Annotated in this window: 21 protein-coding genes; 13 read left to right on the top strand and 8 right to left on the bottom strand. The window is 47.7% G+C overall.

All coding sequences use genetic code 11. From position 1 onward, the window contains the following. Positions 1-18: 18 nt before the first annotated feature. The 5 genes from BVJ53_RS11810 to BVJ53_RS11785 form a co-directional block, all read right to left on the bottom strand. Positions 19-411: an acetyl-CoA carboxylase biotin carboxyl carrier protein subunit gene (locus tag BVJ53_RS11810; RefSeq protein ID WP_129302573.1), complete on the bottom strand. Its 393-nt coding sequence runs from the start codon at positions 409-411 to the stop codon at positions 19-21. A gap of 4 nt (positions 412-415) precedes the next feature. Further along, positions 416-748, bottom strand: a complete 333-nt coding sequence (locus BVJ53_RS11805) for a hypothetical protein (protein WP_129302572.1) — start codon at positions 746-748, stop codon at positions 416-418. 344 nt (positions 749-1,092) lie between these two features. Then, positions 1,093-2,442 carry a CitMHS family transporter gene (locus BVJ53_RS11795; RefSeq protein WP_129302571.1) on the bottom strand — a complete coding sequence of 450 codons (1,350 nt, stop codon included), beginning with the start codon at positions 2,440-2,442 and terminating at the stop codon, positions 1,093-1,095. Between the two features lie 283 nt (positions 2,443-2,725). Then, positions 2,726-2,983 (bottom strand): hypothetical protein, encoded by a 258-nt coding sequence (locus BVJ53_RS11790; protein ID WP_129302570.1) that lies wholly within the window; start codon positions 2,981-2,983, stop codon positions 2,726-2,728. Positions 2,984-3,059: 76 nt separating this feature from the next. Next, positions 3,060-3,617, bottom strand: a complete 558-nt coding sequence (locus BVJ53_RS11785) for an RNA 2'-phosphotransferase (protein ID WP_129302569.1) — start codon at positions 3,615-3,617, stop codon at positions 3,060-3,062. A gap of 48 nt (positions 3,618-3,665) precedes the next feature. On the opposite strand from BVJ53_RS11785, the gene BVJ53_RS11780 reads away from it, so the two are divergent. The 10 genes from BVJ53_RS11780 (at position 3,666) to BVJ53_RS11740 (ending at position 12,476) form a co-directional block, all read left to right on the top strand. Next, positions 3,666-4,172: a GNAT family N-acetyltransferase gene (locus tag BVJ53_RS11780; RefSeq protein ID WP_129302568.1), complete on the top strand. Its 507-nt coding sequence runs from the start codon at positions 3,666-3,668 to the stop codon at positions 4,170-4,172. A gap of 229 nt (positions 4,173-4,401) precedes the next feature. Continuing rightward, the gene (locus tag BVJ53_RS11775) at positions 4,402-4,743 is read left to right on the top strand and encodes a PadR family transcriptional regulator (protein WP_129302567.1); all 342 of its coding nucleotides are present in this window, start codon (positions 4,402-4,404) and stop codon (positions 4,741-4,743) included. Between the two features lie 2 nt (positions 4,744-4,745). Beyond that, positions 4,746-5,126 (top strand): hypothetical protein, encoded by a 381-nt coding sequence (locus tag BVJ53_RS15365; protein ID WP_238150174.1) that lies wholly within the window; start codon positions 4,746-4,748, stop codon positions 5,124-5,126. A 4-nt stretch (positions 5,127-5,130) separates the two neighbouring features. Further along, positions 5,131-5,592 (top strand): hypothetical protein, encoded by a 462-nt coding sequence (locus BVJ53_RS15360; protein WP_238150173.1) that lies wholly within the window; start codon positions 5,131-5,133, stop codon positions 5,590-5,592. 96 nt (positions 5,593-5,688) lie between these two features. Next, positions 5,689-6,477: an NADPH-dependent oxidoreductase gene (locus tag BVJ53_RS11765; RefSeq protein WP_414467457.1), complete on the top strand. Its 789-nt coding sequence runs from the start codon at positions 5,689-5,691 to the stop codon at positions 6,475-6,477. Between the two features lie 336 nt (positions 6,478-6,813). Further along, complete coding sequence (locus BVJ53_RS11760) at positions 6,814-7,731, top strand: ABC transporter ATP-binding protein (protein ID WP_129302565.1); 918 nt, start codon at positions 6,814-6,816, stop codon at positions 7,729-7,731. Next, positions 7,718-9,334, top strand: a complete 1,617-nt coding sequence (locus BVJ53_RS11755) for an ABC transporter permease (RefSeq protein WP_129302564.1) — start codon at positions 7,718-7,720, stop codon at positions 9,332-9,334. Before BVJ53_RS11760 ends, BVJ53_RS11755 begins: the two co-directional genes overlap by 14 nt. Next, positions 9,331-9,963: a TetR/AcrR family transcriptional regulator gene (locus BVJ53_RS11750; RefSeq protein WP_129302563.1), complete on the top strand. Its 633-nt coding sequence runs from the start codon at positions 9,331-9,333 to the stop codon at positions 9,961-9,963. The genes BVJ53_RS11755 and BVJ53_RS11750 overlap by 4 nt, the downstream gene beginning before the upstream one ends. A gap of 618 nt (positions 9,964-10,581) precedes the next feature. Further along, positions 10,582-11,319, top strand: coding sequence for a sulfite exporter TauE/SafE family protein (locus BVJ53_RS11745; protein ID WP_129302562.1), 738 nt, complete (start codon positions 10,582-10,584; stop codon positions 11,317-11,319). Between the two features lie 128 nt (positions 11,320-11,447). Then, positions 11,448-12,476 (top strand): helix-turn-helix domain-containing protein, encoded by a 1,029-nt coding sequence (locus BVJ53_RS11740; RefSeq protein ID WP_129302561.1) that lies wholly within the window; start codon positions 11,448-11,450, stop codon positions 12,474-12,476. Between the two features lie 103 nt (positions 12,477-12,579). Here BVJ53_RS11740 and BVJ53_RS11735 read toward each other — a convergent pair whose 3' ends face one another. Continuing rightward, positions 12,580-13,434, bottom strand: coding sequence for an alpha/beta fold hydrolase (locus tag BVJ53_RS11735; RefSeq protein ID WP_129302560.1), 855 nt, complete (start codon positions 13,432-13,434; stop codon positions 12,580-12,582). A 173-nt stretch (positions 13,435-13,607) separates the two neighbouring features. Here BVJ53_RS11735 and BVJ53_RS11730 point away from each other — a divergent pair, with 173 nt between their 5' ends. The 3 genes from BVJ53_RS11730 to BVJ53_RS11720 are packed head-to-tail and all read left to right on the top strand — an operon-like array spanning position 13,608 to position 15,397. Beyond that, entirely contained in the window at positions 13,608-13,988 is a 381-nt protein-coding gene (locus BVJ53_RS11730) for a GntR family transcriptional regulator (RefSeq protein ID WP_129302559.1), read from the top strand. After that, the gene (locus tag BVJ53_RS11725; protein ID WP_129302558.1) at positions 13,975-14,691 is read left to right on the top strand and encodes an ATP-binding cassette domain-containing protein; all 717 of its coding nucleotides are present in this window, start codon (positions 13,975-13,977) and stop codon (positions 14,689-14,691) included. Before BVJ53_RS11730 ends, BVJ53_RS11725 begins: the two co-directional genes overlap by 14 nt. After that, on the top strand, positions 14,684-15,397 hold the full coding sequence (locus BVJ53_RS11720) for an ABC transporter permease (RefSeq protein WP_129302557.1): 714 nt from the start codon (positions 14,684-14,686) through the stop codon (positions 15,395-15,397). Before BVJ53_RS11725 ends, BVJ53_RS11720 begins: the two co-directional genes overlap by 8 nt. A gap of 112 nt (positions 15,398-15,509) precedes the next feature. On the opposite strand, the gene BVJ53_RS14995 is transcribed toward BVJ53_RS11720, so the two are convergent. Beyond that, entirely contained in the window at positions 15,510-15,680 is a 171-nt protein-coding gene (locus BVJ53_RS14995) for a hypothetical protein (RefSeq protein WP_158280544.1), read from the bottom strand. Between the two features lie 143 nt (positions 15,681-15,823). Then, positions 15,824-16,102, bottom strand: a complete 279-nt coding sequence (locus BVJ53_RS11715) for an AbrB/MazE/SpoVT family DNA-binding domain-containing protein (protein WP_129302556.1) — start codon at positions 16,100-16,102, stop codon at positions 15,824-15,826. Between the last annotated feature and the right edge of the window lie 391 nt (positions 16,103-16,493).

Below are 16,493 nucleotides of genomic sequence, written 5' to 3'. Positions count from 1 at the left end.
TTCCTTTCTCTTTATTTGTTAAATAATACTGATCAGTCCATCCCCAGAGTTAACGTTTTGATTGAGCGTTCCAATGATCTCACCAACGGTACCGGCTTTGGGTGCCACAATTTCGTTTTCCATTTTCATGGCTTCGAGAATCATCAGCGGTTGGTTTTCGGTGACAGCATCACCGACTTTGACCAGAATCTTGGTGACGGTACCAGGCATTGGCGCTGTCACGACTTCACCGTCACCACTTGGGGCAACGGGAGCAGCAGGTGCTGGAGCAGGTTCAGGCGCTGGCGCACTTGGCGCAGCCGGAGCCACCGGTGTTGCTGGTGCGGCAGGTGCCGCTGGCGTACCGCCGATTTCTTCCATTTCGACCAGATAGGTTTTCCCATCGATCGTGATCTTGAATTTTCTCAACATCTTTTCAGTCCACCTTTTTCTTAATTGACTTGACCACATAATGCCCATGACCATCACCCGCCGCAATCGCGCTGGCAATCAGGCCAACCCGTTTGGCCTCGGGATTTTCAACATATAAATGTTTAAGCACGAGTTTGGCATCAGGTGCAGTGTCTGCAGTAACCGCAGCAGCGATCAAACTGGCAGCTAATTCGTTAGCTGGATCAACTTCCAGATAATTGGGTACTTCTTCCCATTGTGTCGCGAGTGTCGATCCAGCAGCATCAGCCGATTTAGTCGGTGTTGACTCAACCGATACTTGCGGCTGCTTTTGCCGATGAAACAACCATTTAAACATCTCTACACCTCCTGAGCGTGAACCGGCGCGGGTAGAAGTCGGAATGTAAGTGGCCTCGGGCGTGATGGCCCGGGCTTTGGCCATTGCGACCGGGGTCCTTACATGCAGACTTCTGCGCCGGTGAACGCGTTAATGTGAGCGTGAACCGGCGCGGGTAGAAGTCGGAATGTAAGTGGCCTTGGGCGTGATGGCCCGGGCTTAGGCCATTGCGACCGAGGTCCTTACATGCAGACTTCTGCGCCGGTGAACGCGTTATCGTCATGCATCATTGGGTTCTTATCAACCTTATAATACGGGGAAAAGCCAATCGCGATTGGCTTTTCGGTGTCTTTTTCAATTGTTGCTTATTTTTGTGGTAAATAGAACGGCACATGCCCGAAGAGCATAACCGTCACCACGAAGATTACGAAAATACCTAATGCGTATTTGCCAGCTTCGCGTTGCCACTTACCCATGTCCAAACCGGTGAGTCGGAGCAACAAATAAATGAAAGCAACTAATGGCGAAAGCAAGTGGAATGCCTGTCCCATTAAGGAAGCCAGCGCCATCTGCATATTGGTGAAGCCATAAGCGCGCCCTGCAGTTGCCAACACTGGCATAACCCCAAAGTAGAATCCGTCGTTACTTAAGAAGAATGTCCCTGGTGCGGAAATCAACGCAATAACCAGCCCCCAGAACCCAGCCATGGAACTTGGAATGATCGTGGTGAAACTCTTGGCAAGTGCTTCGGCCATCCCGGTTCCTTGGAACAAGCCCATGAAGACCCCAGCAGCAAAAACCAGAATAACCACTTGCACAGCATCGCCACCGTTTGCACCGATTCGTTTGCTTTGATCGCCTAACTTAGGATAGTTAGCCATTAATGCGATACAGGTGCCCACAAGGAATAACAGCAGTGGCGGCATCGCGATGACTTTAATAAAGGAACTTGCCACCAACCAGGCAATCAACACGATGGTCAAAATGCCGTTAAAGACAAACATATTTGGACGGCGAATTTCGGAAACTTCAGGATCAACCACTGACGTCATCTCATCGATTTCTTCATCGGTTAATTCCCGAACACCCAAGCGTTTCCGTTCGGCGCGGCCCATATGCGGTGCAACGTAGAAAACAACATAAGCCAAGGCCAGAATCATGCCTGGCAATAAATACGTCAAAATATCGGCATCAACCTTCAAAACTGCCATTGCTCGAGCAGTCGGTCCACCCCAAGGCAGCAAGTTCATGATGGTATTTTGCAAAATAATCAAAACACCAAGGTTCATCATATTCATGTTGAGCTTCTTATAGATCGGAATAAATGCCGAGCAGCAGATCAAAGTCGTCGTGGTCCCATCTCCATTAAGTGAGACGGCCATCGCAACAATGGCGGTTGCCATCAGCACCTTCATCGGGTCACCTTTCGCAATCTTGATCATCCGGGCTGTAATCGGATCGAACAGACCGGCGTCGAGCATAATGGAAAAATACAGAATAGCGAATAAGAGCATGATCCCTGTGTTAGCGGTCGTCGTCAGACCCTTCAACACAAAATCGCCGATTGTCCCTTTCTTCGCCACGCCAGCCACCATTGCAATAATTGCAAACAGCAGCGGGATCATCACTAAAGAAGTGAATGGTGAAAGCTTCTTGGTCATGATGACGTACATGAAAACAATAATCATGGCGTAAGCAATGACGGTGAGTAACATAGTCCCAACCTCTTTTCATAAGTTTTTGTTGCTATCCACATGATACGTGATTTATGTCACGAAAAGGCTGATTTTGCTTCTTTAGAACACCAAAAGAACAATTGTACGGTTAAGGGCAAGCTAAATTTTTAGACAAAAGAAAACGCCTTCATTGGCTTAAAATTCGGATTTAAGTCAGTGTAGGCGTTTTTGAATAAAAATAGTGTAACGATTGAAAAAGAACGCTTTTCAATTGATATTTATTTCACAATAGACTAATACAGAGACGCTTTTCTGTGTTAGTCTACCAATCCTGAAAACGTTCTTTTTCCAACTTTTTCAGAAGTTGGTGAAAGTTTTCTCGTGACGGAGCGTGATCCAATGTCTCCTGCTGGAGCTCATTAAACCGCTCTGCTAAATAATAAGCAGTGAGATAAAGCGTTAACTTCCGCTTCACAATGGCTTCTGGGTCTTTATCATCCGGTACTTGGTGTGACCCCACAACAAGATTGGCAAACTGTTTTGGATTTAACCGTAAATCGTCAGGTGCATCAGCTTTCATGATAGAGCCTCCTTTTTTAAGTATGCCTAATACTAACATAAAAAAACGAACGTTTGCGGTAAAAAGCGGGTCTTCGTCACGGTGTTGGCGATGATGTTCGGGTTAAAAATGCCGGGGGAACTGCTTGAACCAGCCAAACCTGACTCCCTGTCGGATAAAAAGTTTGGCCGGCATCGGCTGCCGATTGCGCGGCTACCCGATAAATAACCGGATGTGGGTCATGCCGCACGCCGACCTGCCATGCCATTTTCGGATTTTCGGAAAGATGAACAAAATCGCGGTCCATTGGCTTAAGTCCTTCAACGTCAATCACAGCAGCGGCTTGATGTGACGTACCATGATATAACCAGATGGGTGGACGCCGCGCCGGCATCAAAGGCAAGACCGGAACACTATGGCCGTATACCGCTCTGATGGTGCTTCCCTCAATTGCAAACCGCTGCTTATCGCTTTGTGTCATAATGTCATCAAGCACCTGGCGATCAAGATGCATCCGGTAATGGGCATTGAATTGCCGAAGCAACGTTTCCAAATCCGTGCGCCCATAACGATCCAGTTTGACACCGATCTTTTCCGGATGATGTCGCAAGATCAGGCTTAACGTCTTGCTGATCTTAACTAATTGCTTGTCCATTCACGATCACCTCATTTTTAAAATTTATGATGAAAAGAAGGCGTGACGTTGAAACTGCATTTTTCTACAGCCAACTTAACTGATTTAGACCCCATTATGCGAATCGAGCGTGCTGGTTTCACACCACAAGAGGCTGCCAGTCGTTCTAACATGGCAGCCCGCATCATTCATTATCCTGACACATTCATTGTAGCGCGGACAGACCAAACGATCGCGGGTTATATTGTTGGCCCGGCCACTTCACAGTCAACCATTACTGACGATTTATTTGTTACCAGCCAGCCTAACTCGGCAGCTGCGCCGTACATTGCGATTCTGAGTCTCGCAGTTGCGCCTGATCTGCAACATCACGGTATTGGCCACCAACTCTTAGCTAAAATGACGGATGTTGCGCGTGAGCAAAAACGCATCGCCATTACCTTAACCTGCCTTCAGCGCCTCATCCCTTTTTATGAACATGCCGGCTTCCACAATGACGGAAAGGCGGCGTCCACTCACGCTGGCGAAGTTTGGTTTAACATGACAAAATCTGTAGCACCAGTGAGTGGTTCGTGAGGTAAGGTGGCTGGCCATTCAATACTGACGCTTGGCTCTTGTCACACTCGATTCTCGCGCTACAAGTGAATCCTTATCTCATATTAAAATCAGAAGTATACACTTCTCCCAAAGGAAAAATGAAAATTATAGTCGCGGTGATTGGCAAAGACTATTTTGCTTTACGCACTAGTCATTTCGGTTTAAGCTACTAGTGTGTAAAACACATTAGTCGAAAAGGATGATATTGATGGCGAGAGACGATAATAGCCAGATGCTGAAAGGCATTTTACAAGGGTGCCTGCTCATTTTACTCGCGCGCAAAGAACGATACGGCTATGCCATCAGCGAATCACTTAATCTTTTTGGCTTCGAAAATGTTCCTAAGGGGACGATTTATCCCCTGCTAATGACGATGGAAAAGAAAGGACTCCTGACGAGTCACATGCGCCCATCGCCGGACGGACCGAGTCGCAAGTATTACGCCATTACGGCAGAAGGCGAAAAAGCCAAACAAACATTCATCTTGCAGTGGCAAGAACTCAAAAGTCATGTTGATCAAATCATTGCGAACCAACCTGAGGAGGAGTAGCCATGAAAAAACGCAAGGAAGCTGTCAATAAATTGGCAGCTGAAAACAATCAGTTGCGTAAACAATTGATAAAAGCCAACCGCGACTACTATGAGGATTTAGTCGTTTACATGCGTGGCAAAAATTTGTTTCGTGACGATTATCAATTAGAAGAAAGTTTGCTAGGTATTCTCCAAGACCTCATTGATGCTCAAAATGATGGAACAGATGCCATGACTTATTTTGGTCATGACCCCAAACAGACAGCAACTGAACTACTAAAGACAATTCCCCTGCGCATCGGCAATTTTATCTGGTTTAACTTAAAATTGGCGGCTATGATGATCTTTATTTTTTTGGCTGCCGCATCTGACTTATCCAAACGTAACCTTCGATGCCGGTAGTTTGTTGCTGGCTTCCGGCATCGTGATTGTCAGCGTGTGGGGTGGGCTTTGGTATGTCGGCAACCACGCTTTTGCCAAGCCATCACGTTTTCAGTTAACCGCAATTATCATTCTCGGTGTGATACTGTTTGGCATCATGGTCAGCGTCTTGTTGTTTCTCAAAACCAGATGGCAAATCCGTCTCTCTGCCCATACTTCGTTCACCGTCATTATTTTAGGGTTGATCATTGCGGTAATTTTGCCGTTTATCCATCACCTCAATGAACTTGAGCGCCCAATTTACTATTTCAGCTTGTTTATACTCATTCTCGGTTTGCTTGTCTATTTGCGAGCCACACGTTCCTTCTTCAGAACCAAGATCGACTTCGGCCAGTGGCAATGGTTGTTTTATGTTGTCGTGATCCTCTTGGGAGTTGGCATCGGCGTGTTAATTTGGTGGCTGGGAGAACGACGGCATCGTCATTAAAAAGTGCTTTGCTCACAAAATCTGCCATGCCAAACGCTTGCTTCCACATCTTTTTTCATTAAGTCATTCCGTCACCACAACATTCAGCTACAATAGATGTCATACGCATTGATTGAAGGAGTGACTTTTTTGATTCAAAACGAAACCATTCGCCGTCAGCTTCATCATCGCTCCATTCGGCGGTTTAAACCCCAACATCTTAGCCATCAAACCATTCAGACCTTGCTGGATGTTGCCCAGCACACCGCAAGTTCGATGTATTTGCAGCTATTTTCTGTCATTCATATTCTCGATCCGAAGATTCGCGCTAAAATCGCAGCGATGAGTACGCAAACTTATCTGAACGGCCCAGGCGAACTGTTTATTTTCGTTGCCGATTTACATCGCGTCGCTGCCTTAACCAAAGCGGCGCAGCAACCGCTTGATCATCTCGGACGCATGGATAAGTTCTTGCAGGCAAGCGCGGATGCCACCTTGGCGCTGCAAAACATGGTCGTGGCAGCGGAAAGTCTCGGCCTAGGCACCGTCACACTAGGCAGTATTCAAAATGATGCGCAAGCCTTGATCGATTTACTGCATTTACCTAAGTACACGTTTCCCTTATTAGGGCTTGCAATCGGACTACCAGATGAGCATCCTGATGAAAAGCCACGCATGCCCAAATCACTGGTCGCGTTCACGAATCGCTATGGCGAACCGGTACCTGAACCCGATGCAATGACTGCTTACAATCGAAAGGTCCACGATTACTATGCCACCCGTCACGGCAATCCACGCGAAGAAACATACACCGATCTGGCGGTCAGCGCAGCCACGCACACGCCGGCCAAACGTGGTGACTTGTTCAAGGTAATGCGGCGTCAGGGCTTTTTCCCTGAAAGTTGAAAATTGTCTTTTGCATCCTTAATTTTAAAATGCGCACAAAACATCCGACGCGTCGGCTGCCTGATGAAATGATCAGGCAGCCGTCTTTTTTGATCCAAAAAAGACGGCGGTTCCATAATTGAAAGCTCCCACTTTCATGATGGGTCCATCATGACGCTTCAGACTACACTTATCAAAATTCATTGACCAACCAGTCAATTCACTATTGACCCGTCAGTCAACGGCAACTATACTTCAGTCGAAAAGGCAAATACGACAGAAATACAAGCCGTAAGCACCACCTTTCACGCAGAATGCCAGCATCTTTTAAAAAGATCGCATTCAAAGGAGGCTATCATGGCAACCAGTGTCATCGAACTAAATCATATTCAAAAAAAGTTCGGCAAGTTTGAGGCGTTAAAAAATGTCAGCTTCACGTTAAGTTCCGGACAGGTACTTGGCTTTTTAGGGCCAAATGGTGCGGGCAAGTCGACAACAATTCGCATCATTTTAGGCATGTTGAAAAAAACCGCTGGCACGGTCACTGTGTTTGGCCACGATGCCTGGCGTGACGATGCCGTCATTCATCCCCAGATTGCTTATATTCCCGGCGATGTTTATTTATGGCCGAATCTGTCCGGCGGCGAAATTATTGATTTGCTGCTTAGGCTAAACGGCCGCGACCATAACCAGAAAACCGATGACTTAATGCAGCGATTCAAGTTTGATCCAACGAAAAAAGCCCGAACTTACTCCAAAGGCAATCGCCAAAAAGTCGCGCTGATTGCCGCTTTGTCGCAAGATGCGGACCTGTATATTTTTGATGAACCAACTTCCGGTCTTGATCCGCTTAACGAGCAGACTTTTCAACAGGAAGTCCTTAAGCTTAAACAGGCAGGTAAAAGTGTTTTGCTATCGAGTCATATTTTGTCAGAAGTGGAGCGGATGTGCGATTCCATCGTGATTATTCGTGACGGCAGTGTCATTGAAAGCGGTAATCTGGACCAGATGCAACATTTGGCGCGGCTAAAAGTCGAAGTCACGACAACGACAGCCAATGATGATTTAGCCCGGGTTGCTGGCGTTCACGACCTGACATTTGCCGCGGCGGACCATACCAAAGCTGTCTTTACGGCCGATCGCGATGAATTGAGTCGCATTATGCAGTCCTTAGCGACCGCCTCGATCCTAGACTTGCGGGTTTCACCACCGACGTTAGAGGACCTGTTTATGCGTTATTACGGAAAGCAAGGTGAGTCGTATGCGGCAGAATAATCGGCATGCCGGCTATCTTTTAAAGGCCAACCTCAAACAAAATCTCAAATTTTCGATTGTCTGGCTCGTGATCCTCATCATGATGATTCTCAGTGGCGCTGTAAAATTAGAAGCAGCCTTTATCAACGGTGCCTCTGGTTCAAAAGACATTGTCAAAATGTTGCAAGCACCGGGGATGGCAGCGATGTTTGGCGCAACGCCTAAGGTTAGCACTTACAACGCTGCCATCATTTTTGCCGGCGTGATGGTCGTTTTCATGATCATTTTACAAGCTTTGTGGATCATGCCGTTGATGATTCGTGACACCCGCGGACAGGAAGAAAACGGCTTGCTGGAAATGGTCCGGGCGCGCGATGTCGGGCGCACGGCGGATGTCACCGCTGCCTTTTGGGAGCTGCTATTGGTCAGCTTTGTGATGGCGGCCGCCTACTTCGCCTCGCTGCTCGCTGTCAACATGGACGGGACTGACATGACCGGCGATTTATTGTTCGCCATTGCCATGCTGATCGCCAATCTGGTTTTCGGCAGTCTGGCTTTGCTGTTCGCCCAGCTGGCCAACAATACCCGCACCGCCAGCATGTTAAGCTATATGCTTTTGGCCGCTGCTTATCTCATTCGCCTCGTCACCGATCTTAACCACCAGCAACTGACCTGGCTCTCCCCGATCGGCTGGTTTGAAAAGGTTGATTTTTATACGAAAAATCAGCTCACACCGCTGCTTCTGGGTCTTGTCTGCAGCATCCTGTTGTATGGTGCCGCTATTGCCATTGCCCAAAATCGCGATCTCGGTGCCGGTGTGCTGGCAGAAGGAAAAGGCCGGGCCACCGCAGCATCGTGGTTAAGGTCGGTACCAGCTCTGATCTGGCGCACCGAACGCGGCTTGTTGTTCGGTTGGTTGGTTGGCGCAATTATTTTCGGCGGCGTCATGGGTAGTGTTCTTGGTGGCGTTGGTGATATTCTTAAAACCAATCCGATTTATCGCCAGTTGTTAGATGTTAAGCAAATCCACGCCGCTAATCAAACTTTGGTGCTTTCGTTTTTGGCAATGTATATGGGCATTTTTGTTGCTTTAGCGGTCACTGCAGGAGTTCAGATTGCGTTTCGTCTGAAACACGATGATCAGCTGGGTTATCTTGGCATCATTCATGCAGAAAAGCCTACGCGAGCCACGATCAGTACCAGTTATAACTGTTGGGCCTTATTTGTGGGCATTTTAGTACTTTCTGTCGGGTTGATCGCCTTGTTTTTGACAGGCAATGCGGTTCTGAGCCAGCCGTTGCCGTTAAAGTATCTTGGCCGACTATTCATCGGCGGTCTGCCTGCAGTTCTAGCTTTTATCGCGTTAGGCATTGCGTTAGTGGGTTTATGGCCAAAACTAAGCGGTCTCTTTTGGCTTTATATGGGTGCCGGGCTGATCGTGCAAGTCTTTCACGGGTTGTTTTCATTACCCAAACATGCGGGTGATTTCACCCCCTTTGGCTGGATCGCTGATGTTCCCATCAAGGCGTTGGGGCAGCCGTGGCTCGCAGTCATGCTTATCAGCGCTGTGTGCCTCCTCATCATTGGTATTGTTGGATATCGCCATCAGGATCTGAGCGTATGAAAAAAGTGGTGACCGATCCCGAAAAAGTAACCCGAATTTTAAAAGCAGCAACTGATGCCTTCGGACAATTAGGCTTTGCGAAAACCAAAACCGATCAAATCGCCGCCACTGCTGGCGTTTCAAAAGGGTTGATTTTTCATTATTTTGGCAATAAACAAGCCTTATACCTCGACACCTTTAAAACCGCTTATCAGCGTATCTATGCCCACATGGATCCGCATCAATGGCAAGACGCCCCGGGTTTAGCTGCTATGATGTCAACAGCAGTGAAATATGAAATGAAACTGCAATTAACCTTTCCCGCCGAATACCGCCTCATGATGCAGGCCTACGCAGATTTGCCGCATTTTCCCCAACCATTGCAGCACCAGATTCAACAAGAAACCCAAGCTATTTCCGCAGAGGCCAATCGAATTTTTCGTGAAAAAATCGAACAATTACCCCGCCGGCAAGGGATTTCCGTCGATGACATCTTCAGTGTGATTTCTGCGCTCATCGCCCAACAAACTGCGGTAACAACGCAGCTGATCGCCACCGGCAAGTACCGCAATTTTGAAGACTTGCAGGCGGTGGTTGATCAAATGAATCGCCAGTTGAAGATCGTCGAACACGGCTTTTTACCAGACTAACTGTTGGTTTTACGAAAGAGATTGGACCATAATTCGTCACCATAAAAAATGCGACCGACACATCCCTTTTCGGCACGGAAATGTTGGTCGCTTTTTGCTTCCCGTGGACAATTTGTAAGAAGTCTTAAGATACTAATGCCAAAGCGGAGCAACCGTAGGCCGAATGGGGCCCAGCAGCGGAAACAACACAGCAACCGGGCTTTGTCCCTGATGTTGTTAGGCGGCTTTGAGACAATGGGCTTCTGATCAAGGCGTTGTCTCCGCGGCTAAGAGCACGACGGCACCGGCTACACCCGCGATGAGCCGGGTATGTTCGCTAATGCCGTTTAAGGGAGTGTCAAATGGATCAAAAAACCCCAGCGCCGCAAACCGCAGCCAATCAAACACAAAGGCAAAAGTCAGCATATATTGCTTAATATGTCCTTGCCTCTTTCCGGTCAACCGTCATTAGATAATTTCGCGAAAATCAGTTTTACTGTCAGTACTTTTGCTGAAAATCAGTTGCGAAATGCGCTAATATGGAGTCAATTAATAAAAATTATTTTATCAAGCATGTTTAGCGAAACATGCTGTGTGGGTACTCGGCGACGACAGCCGTATCCACTAGGAGGAAATTTCATGACAATCGTTTTGATTCTCCTCGGCTTTTTGGTCGGGGCTTTTATTATGACAATGGGTGGCGGCGGTGGCGCTTTCTACCTCGGTATTATGACAGGCGTCGCGCATTTGTCGCCGAGTACAGCCACGGCAACCTCGCTTTTTACCGCCATTCCGGCACTCGCCGTGGGCTGTTACAGTCACTATCGAACTGGCAACATGCGGCTTCACGCCGGCAATAAGATTCTGCTCACCGCTGTTCCGGCCACAATTGTCGGCAGTTTGGCGGCTCCTTATATTCCTGAACTGATTTATTCATGGGCCATCGCGATTATTTTTGTCGTGCTTGGCGTACAGATGTTGCGGCAATCGTTTGCGCATCACGTGAAAAAGACCGGCCAGCCCACTTGGTTCGCCTATCTACTGGGCATCATTAGCGGCTTAATGGTCGGCATCGCCGGATTAAGCGGAGGTGGACCGATTATGGCCGGCTTGATGCTAATGGGTTTGGATATGCCCCATGCAGCCGCCACTTCCTCTTATGCGTTGGTTGCCCTATCCATCGTTGGCAGTCTGCTGCACGCAACCCAAGGCACGATCGCATGGACAGTGGGCGGATTGCTGATGCTTGGGTCATTGGTAGGTGCCGCTATCACCCCACGCATTCTGAACCGCTTTGATCCGCGGTTACTCACCGCCATCTTGCGCCCGGTTCTCGGTATTTTGCTAATCGCGATGGCCATCAATCAGGTGTGGTAACCGATTTGCGACCGACTTAACCAGCAGTTAAAAAAATTGTAGCAGAATTGAAAACGCCTCCATTGTTTTTACTTGCTTGCCTCTTCATAATAAAATTAAAGACCATTAAAAAATGAGGGGTGAACATCATGCAACTGAGCCAAATAATCCGCAATAAACGGCTAGCCGCCGGTTTAACGCAAGAAGAACTCGCACAAAAAGTAGGCGTCTCTGCTCCTGCTGTGAGCAAGTGGGAAAAAGGCACATCTTATCCTGACATCACCTTATTACCTGTGTTAGCGCGTAACCTCGGCACGGATATCAACACATTGCTGGACTTTTCTTCTGACTTAGATCCAGCAGCTCTTCAAGACTTTTTAGCCAAGCTAACCATGACAGCACAAAAGGATGGTTGGCAAGCCGCCGTTGCGCTGATTGATCAGGAACTGCGCGACTATCCATCAGTTTCACAATTACAGATGATGGCGGCACCTTTTCTGGACACACTGAAGCCTCAGATTCCAAAAGACGACTGGCCGCCAGTACAACAACGGATTATTCAGTTGTACAAGTCGGCTGAACAAAGCTCTGATTTGCCGCAAGCACAATTTGCCGCACTGGCCCTGTTTAATTTTTATCTCAGTGAAGAGCAATTCGACGTGGCTGAAAAGCAACTTGCTGCGTTGCCTACTGAAACGGTGGCTGCTTGGGCGTTAAAGCCTAAACTGCAGTTAAAACGTGGTCAGCTATCTGAAGCTTATGTTGAAGGCGAGAAACTATTGGGTAGTGATTTTGGTGCTCTAGGACAAGTACTCGACTTGCTAAGCCAGGTGGCCATCGCTGACCACCAGCTGGCAACCGCCGAGGAATATGCGAAGCTCGCCAAAGCACTAAACCAAGTACTTCCTATGAGTAATCCATTCCTTATTGACACCGAATTGCAACTCGCCAAGGCGACCAAGGATGTCAAACGGGCAGTGGCGGTTATCCGTCAATTTGCTGACAATTTAGATCAGCCCTTCCCCAAGGTTTTCCAGCATCTGCCGCAACCGAAACCGCGAGAATCACCAGCAAAGGCACGCAAGCAATTCGTTCAGACCACTGTGCTTGATCCCGATCTGGCATTTCTGAAAGATACCCCTGAATATAACGAGTTGCTTAAGGAGTATGCCGATTAGCTGTTCTTGTTTGAATGTTGCAACAAACTCAGCATATATAACCAAAAAGGCATTGCCACATGCGAAAATTGTGGGCAATGCCTTTTAACGTTTTAATCCCTAATCAGTTCGTAATCTTGCCTGTACTCAAAAATTCATACAAATACCGATTAACCAACGGATTGTGTTCATGCAGCTTGCTGTGTTGCGCCTTGCTGTTGGTAATTTCGCGTTCGGTGTAGCTTTTGGCTCTGCCTGCCACGATATACCGCAGTGAACGAGCGGAATTGACGGGAACACGGCCATCGGATCCTTTTCCCAGATTGCCAAATAGATTCAAAACCGCCGCTGTCTTGGGAAAATACTGCCGATTTTCATACATCGGCTTGTAGCGATCAGACATCACGCTGGGGCGGCAATCGCTCGCCAGCTTAATGTCTTGCCCGCTGTTCATTCCAGGCATACCGGGAAAGCCATTGAACGGGCCGGCAATGGTAACGAGCCGTTGCAAGGTGGGTTCGCCTTTTTTGTCTTTGGTGACCGCCCAGTCGGCCCAAGCCGCGGAACCGGCAGAGTGGCCAACCGCATTAAAGTTTTGAATACCATAACGTCTTTTCAACTGCTTAAGGATCTTGGCCAGCGTGGTCGCATCTGGCCGCCCGCTACTGAACACAACGGCTATCAGCGGATGACGAACGCTCGGCGACCACGATCCGCTAACACTAAGCTGACCGGTATTCGTCATAGTATACCGCAAAACCTGGCGATACCCAGGATGCTTGCTAAGATCATTGATCATATCCTTTTCCGAGCCATACCCGCCACCAAAACCGTGAACAAATAATGTCGGCGTTTGATACGTCCCGGCCACGCGTTTTGTCGAAGTCGCCTCGCCGCGGTTCACCCACCACCAGGCGCCACCACTCACAACCAGAAAGATGCCGATGATGAGCATCACTTTGCCCCATTTTTTCGTCATCCTTCGCCTCACTTTCTTGTGCTGCTTCTTGCCTTGCATTGTACCATGAAGCGGCTATTTTGAAACTTAGAGGCCTCCCGCGCCATTAAAATAATGGTTATTGATACTTGGCAAATATGTCCATTATTGATACAGTGTAATAGATAACTAATACACTAGTAAGGAGGCACACCGTGGAATTTGACGATAAAGTTCCGATCTATCTGCAAATCAAGCAGTACCTCTACCAAGCCATTATCACGGGTCGGCTTAAGTCCGGCGCCCAGTTGCCGGCTGTTCGCCAATTGGCTGCCGAGCTAACGGTAAATGTCAACACGGTTCAACGCGCATTAAGTGAACTGATTCAAGAAGGCGTACTCGTCACCCGGCGCGGCCGCGGCAATTTTGTGACGGACGACATTAAGGTGTTGATTGAACTGAAAAATCGCGTCATTGCCACTGAACTCGGCACCTTATATCGCCAGCTAGCTGACCTAAATCTTAGCGCCGAGGAAATGAAAGACGCTTTTGCGCAATATGTTGATGAACAGGAGGCTCACCATGACCACCAATAAGATTTCCGCAGAACACCTGACCTATAAACGCAATCGCCACCTCATTCTGGATGATCTCAATCTCAACGTTCAACAAGGACACTTCATTGGGTTGCTGGGCGCAAACGGAGCTGGCAAAACCACGTTGATGCGGCTCTTAAACGGCGTCGCGACCAATTTTACCGGTACCATCCAAATCGGCGCCTCGGAAAGCATCGTCGACCGCAAGCAACTTAGCAGCTTCAGCGAATCACTTAAAGGCGTGAACGCCAACCGCACGTTGCACCAGATCGCGACCGATTACGCCATCATGTATCTCGACTTTTCGGAAAAGGCGTTTGAAAATTTCACCAATAAGTACGAATTGGACTGTCACCAAAAATTAAGTGCGCTCTCCAAAGGTAATCGCAAAAAATTTGCGACCGCCCTTACCTTGTCCCGCCAAACCCAACTCTATTTACTTGATGAACCGTTTGAAGGCATTGACAGCATGACGCGCAAACGCCTTATCAGTAACATGATCGCATGGAAGCCTGCTGCGGCCACGGTCATGATCTCGGATCACCATGTCAACGATGTCGTGAACATTCTCGACGAAATTGTTGTGCTAAAAGACAAACACGTTGTTGCGCACCGGAATACGGAGCAACTCCGCGAAGAAACCGGTATGAGTGTCGAAGCTTATTATGAAAGCTTCTATGAAGGGAGCGCCACAGATGACTAATACTTGGACGATGACAAAAGTCTTGATTCGTCAGCGAATTCAAACCGTTATTAATACGGTTATCGTCACGATCGTTGCAACCATCATCACGGCGATTTTAATGTATTTTGGCGGCAGTGCCCGCTTCTCCATCGAACTTTTCTACTATGCGTTTCAACCATACTTAATTATTGGCGGACTTTACTTATTTATTCGACTCGCCATCAGGCAGGAACATACTTGGGTCGACAATTATTATCGTTCCGTGCCAATTACCAACCTGAAGCTATACATGGCCAATTTATTCAGCACCATCTGCAACTTTGTCATTTACTGCCTGGTTCAGAGCTTAATTTTCGCTATCCTGGAAGTGACCACTCATGGTATTCATTGGCCGGAAACGTCTATCTGGATGGATGTCGCTGAAGTCGTGACCATTCTTGGCTTAACCTGCCTTTTCATTTGGACATTTGTCAGTCTGGTCCACCTGCTCTCCGTTACCATCATGGCCTTTTTACCCGAAACCCAGATTCGTCTCGCACAATGGGCCATTTATCTGGTCGTAATTATCACGGCCTCCTACCTGTTCAACCAGTTATGGCAACTGTTCTTAATGCCTTTTAGCCGCTACAACATAGCCGCCATTTTCGGCGTATTCCTGGTTATCTTCGCGCTCATTTCAAGTCTTAACGTCTACCTGTTGGACAAGTGGGTTGAGACTAAGTAGGTCGGATATTAACTCTGAATAATGCCTTCAAACATGAAAAAACAGCACAATCTCACGACAGGCATGAGATTGCGCCGTTTTTCCATGTTGAGTGTCACTTTGCCAACAGCCTTCATCCCCTTGATGGCGTCTTGAAAAATGGCAATAGCATCTTGGTTCTGCCGCAACGGTTTAACGGATTGCTTTTAAGTTTAGTCTGATAAACGGTGATGCCATAATCGTTCATAGACCCTAATGACACGATGAATCTTGCTAATGCATCGGTGTTTTCGGATTTAGACATTTTCTTCCTCCTCTAAATAATCCTGCTTGTTCAGAATTGCTTAACTCATTGCAGGGTAGACAATAGCTAACTCTCACCAATGCTATTCATCGATTCGTTGTGACAGGCAATCAGTCAATCTAACCGGAGCAGGCTGAGATAACTTAGATATCTTTCTCCGCTCGCACATCTTCACCAAAATCTATCCAATCATTAACTAAATCCTGTTTTCCAAATTTCTTATTCGCGGCTAACACCTGTTGCCAAAACGTACTCGGTTCCGGACGCTTAACGTGCAAAACAAGCTCGTTATCTTCATTGCGGTAAAGATTAATTTTGGTGCCCCCAGTAATGCCTTCTTCGTTCCTTACGCTTGCTGGAATTGTAATCTGCCCTTTACTTGACACGGTTACAACTGCGATCAAATGTTTATTGGTATCCATCGCTGCGTTCTCCTTACTTTTCTTAGGTTGATCGTATCATGCACACATTGAAAAAGTAAGACTCTAGCCCGAAAACACTTAATGAACCCGAATTGTCAAATGAAGTGCAACAGTGAAGACCAAGAAGAAAGAAGCGGTCTATAGGTTTTGAACTTAGGGTTTGGGGGTTGGCCTCTCCTCCGGGGGTCCTGGGGGAGAGGACCCCCGGAAAATTTCGTCAAAATGTTGCGACCGGTGTTTGGACAGTTCGCCGTGGTTGGCTGAATTGCTGGAAGACGTCGGCAGCACTCCTGTAACCCAAGCTTTTACGCAGCCTGCCATTAAGAACCTTCTGAGCTTCGTGAATATACGTCTTACTGAAGTGGTGGAGCGAGATGCCCTTGGGTATGAG

This window comes from Lacticaseibacillus chiayiensis, assembly GCF_004123795.1.
GTDB classification, from domain to species: Bacteria; Bacillota; Bacilli; order Lactobacillales; family Lactobacillaceae; genus Lacticaseibacillus; species Lacticaseibacillus chiayiensis.
The sequence above is the reverse complement of the archived record's forward strand: the minus strand, read 5'-3'. Positions and strand labels throughout refer to the sequence as shown.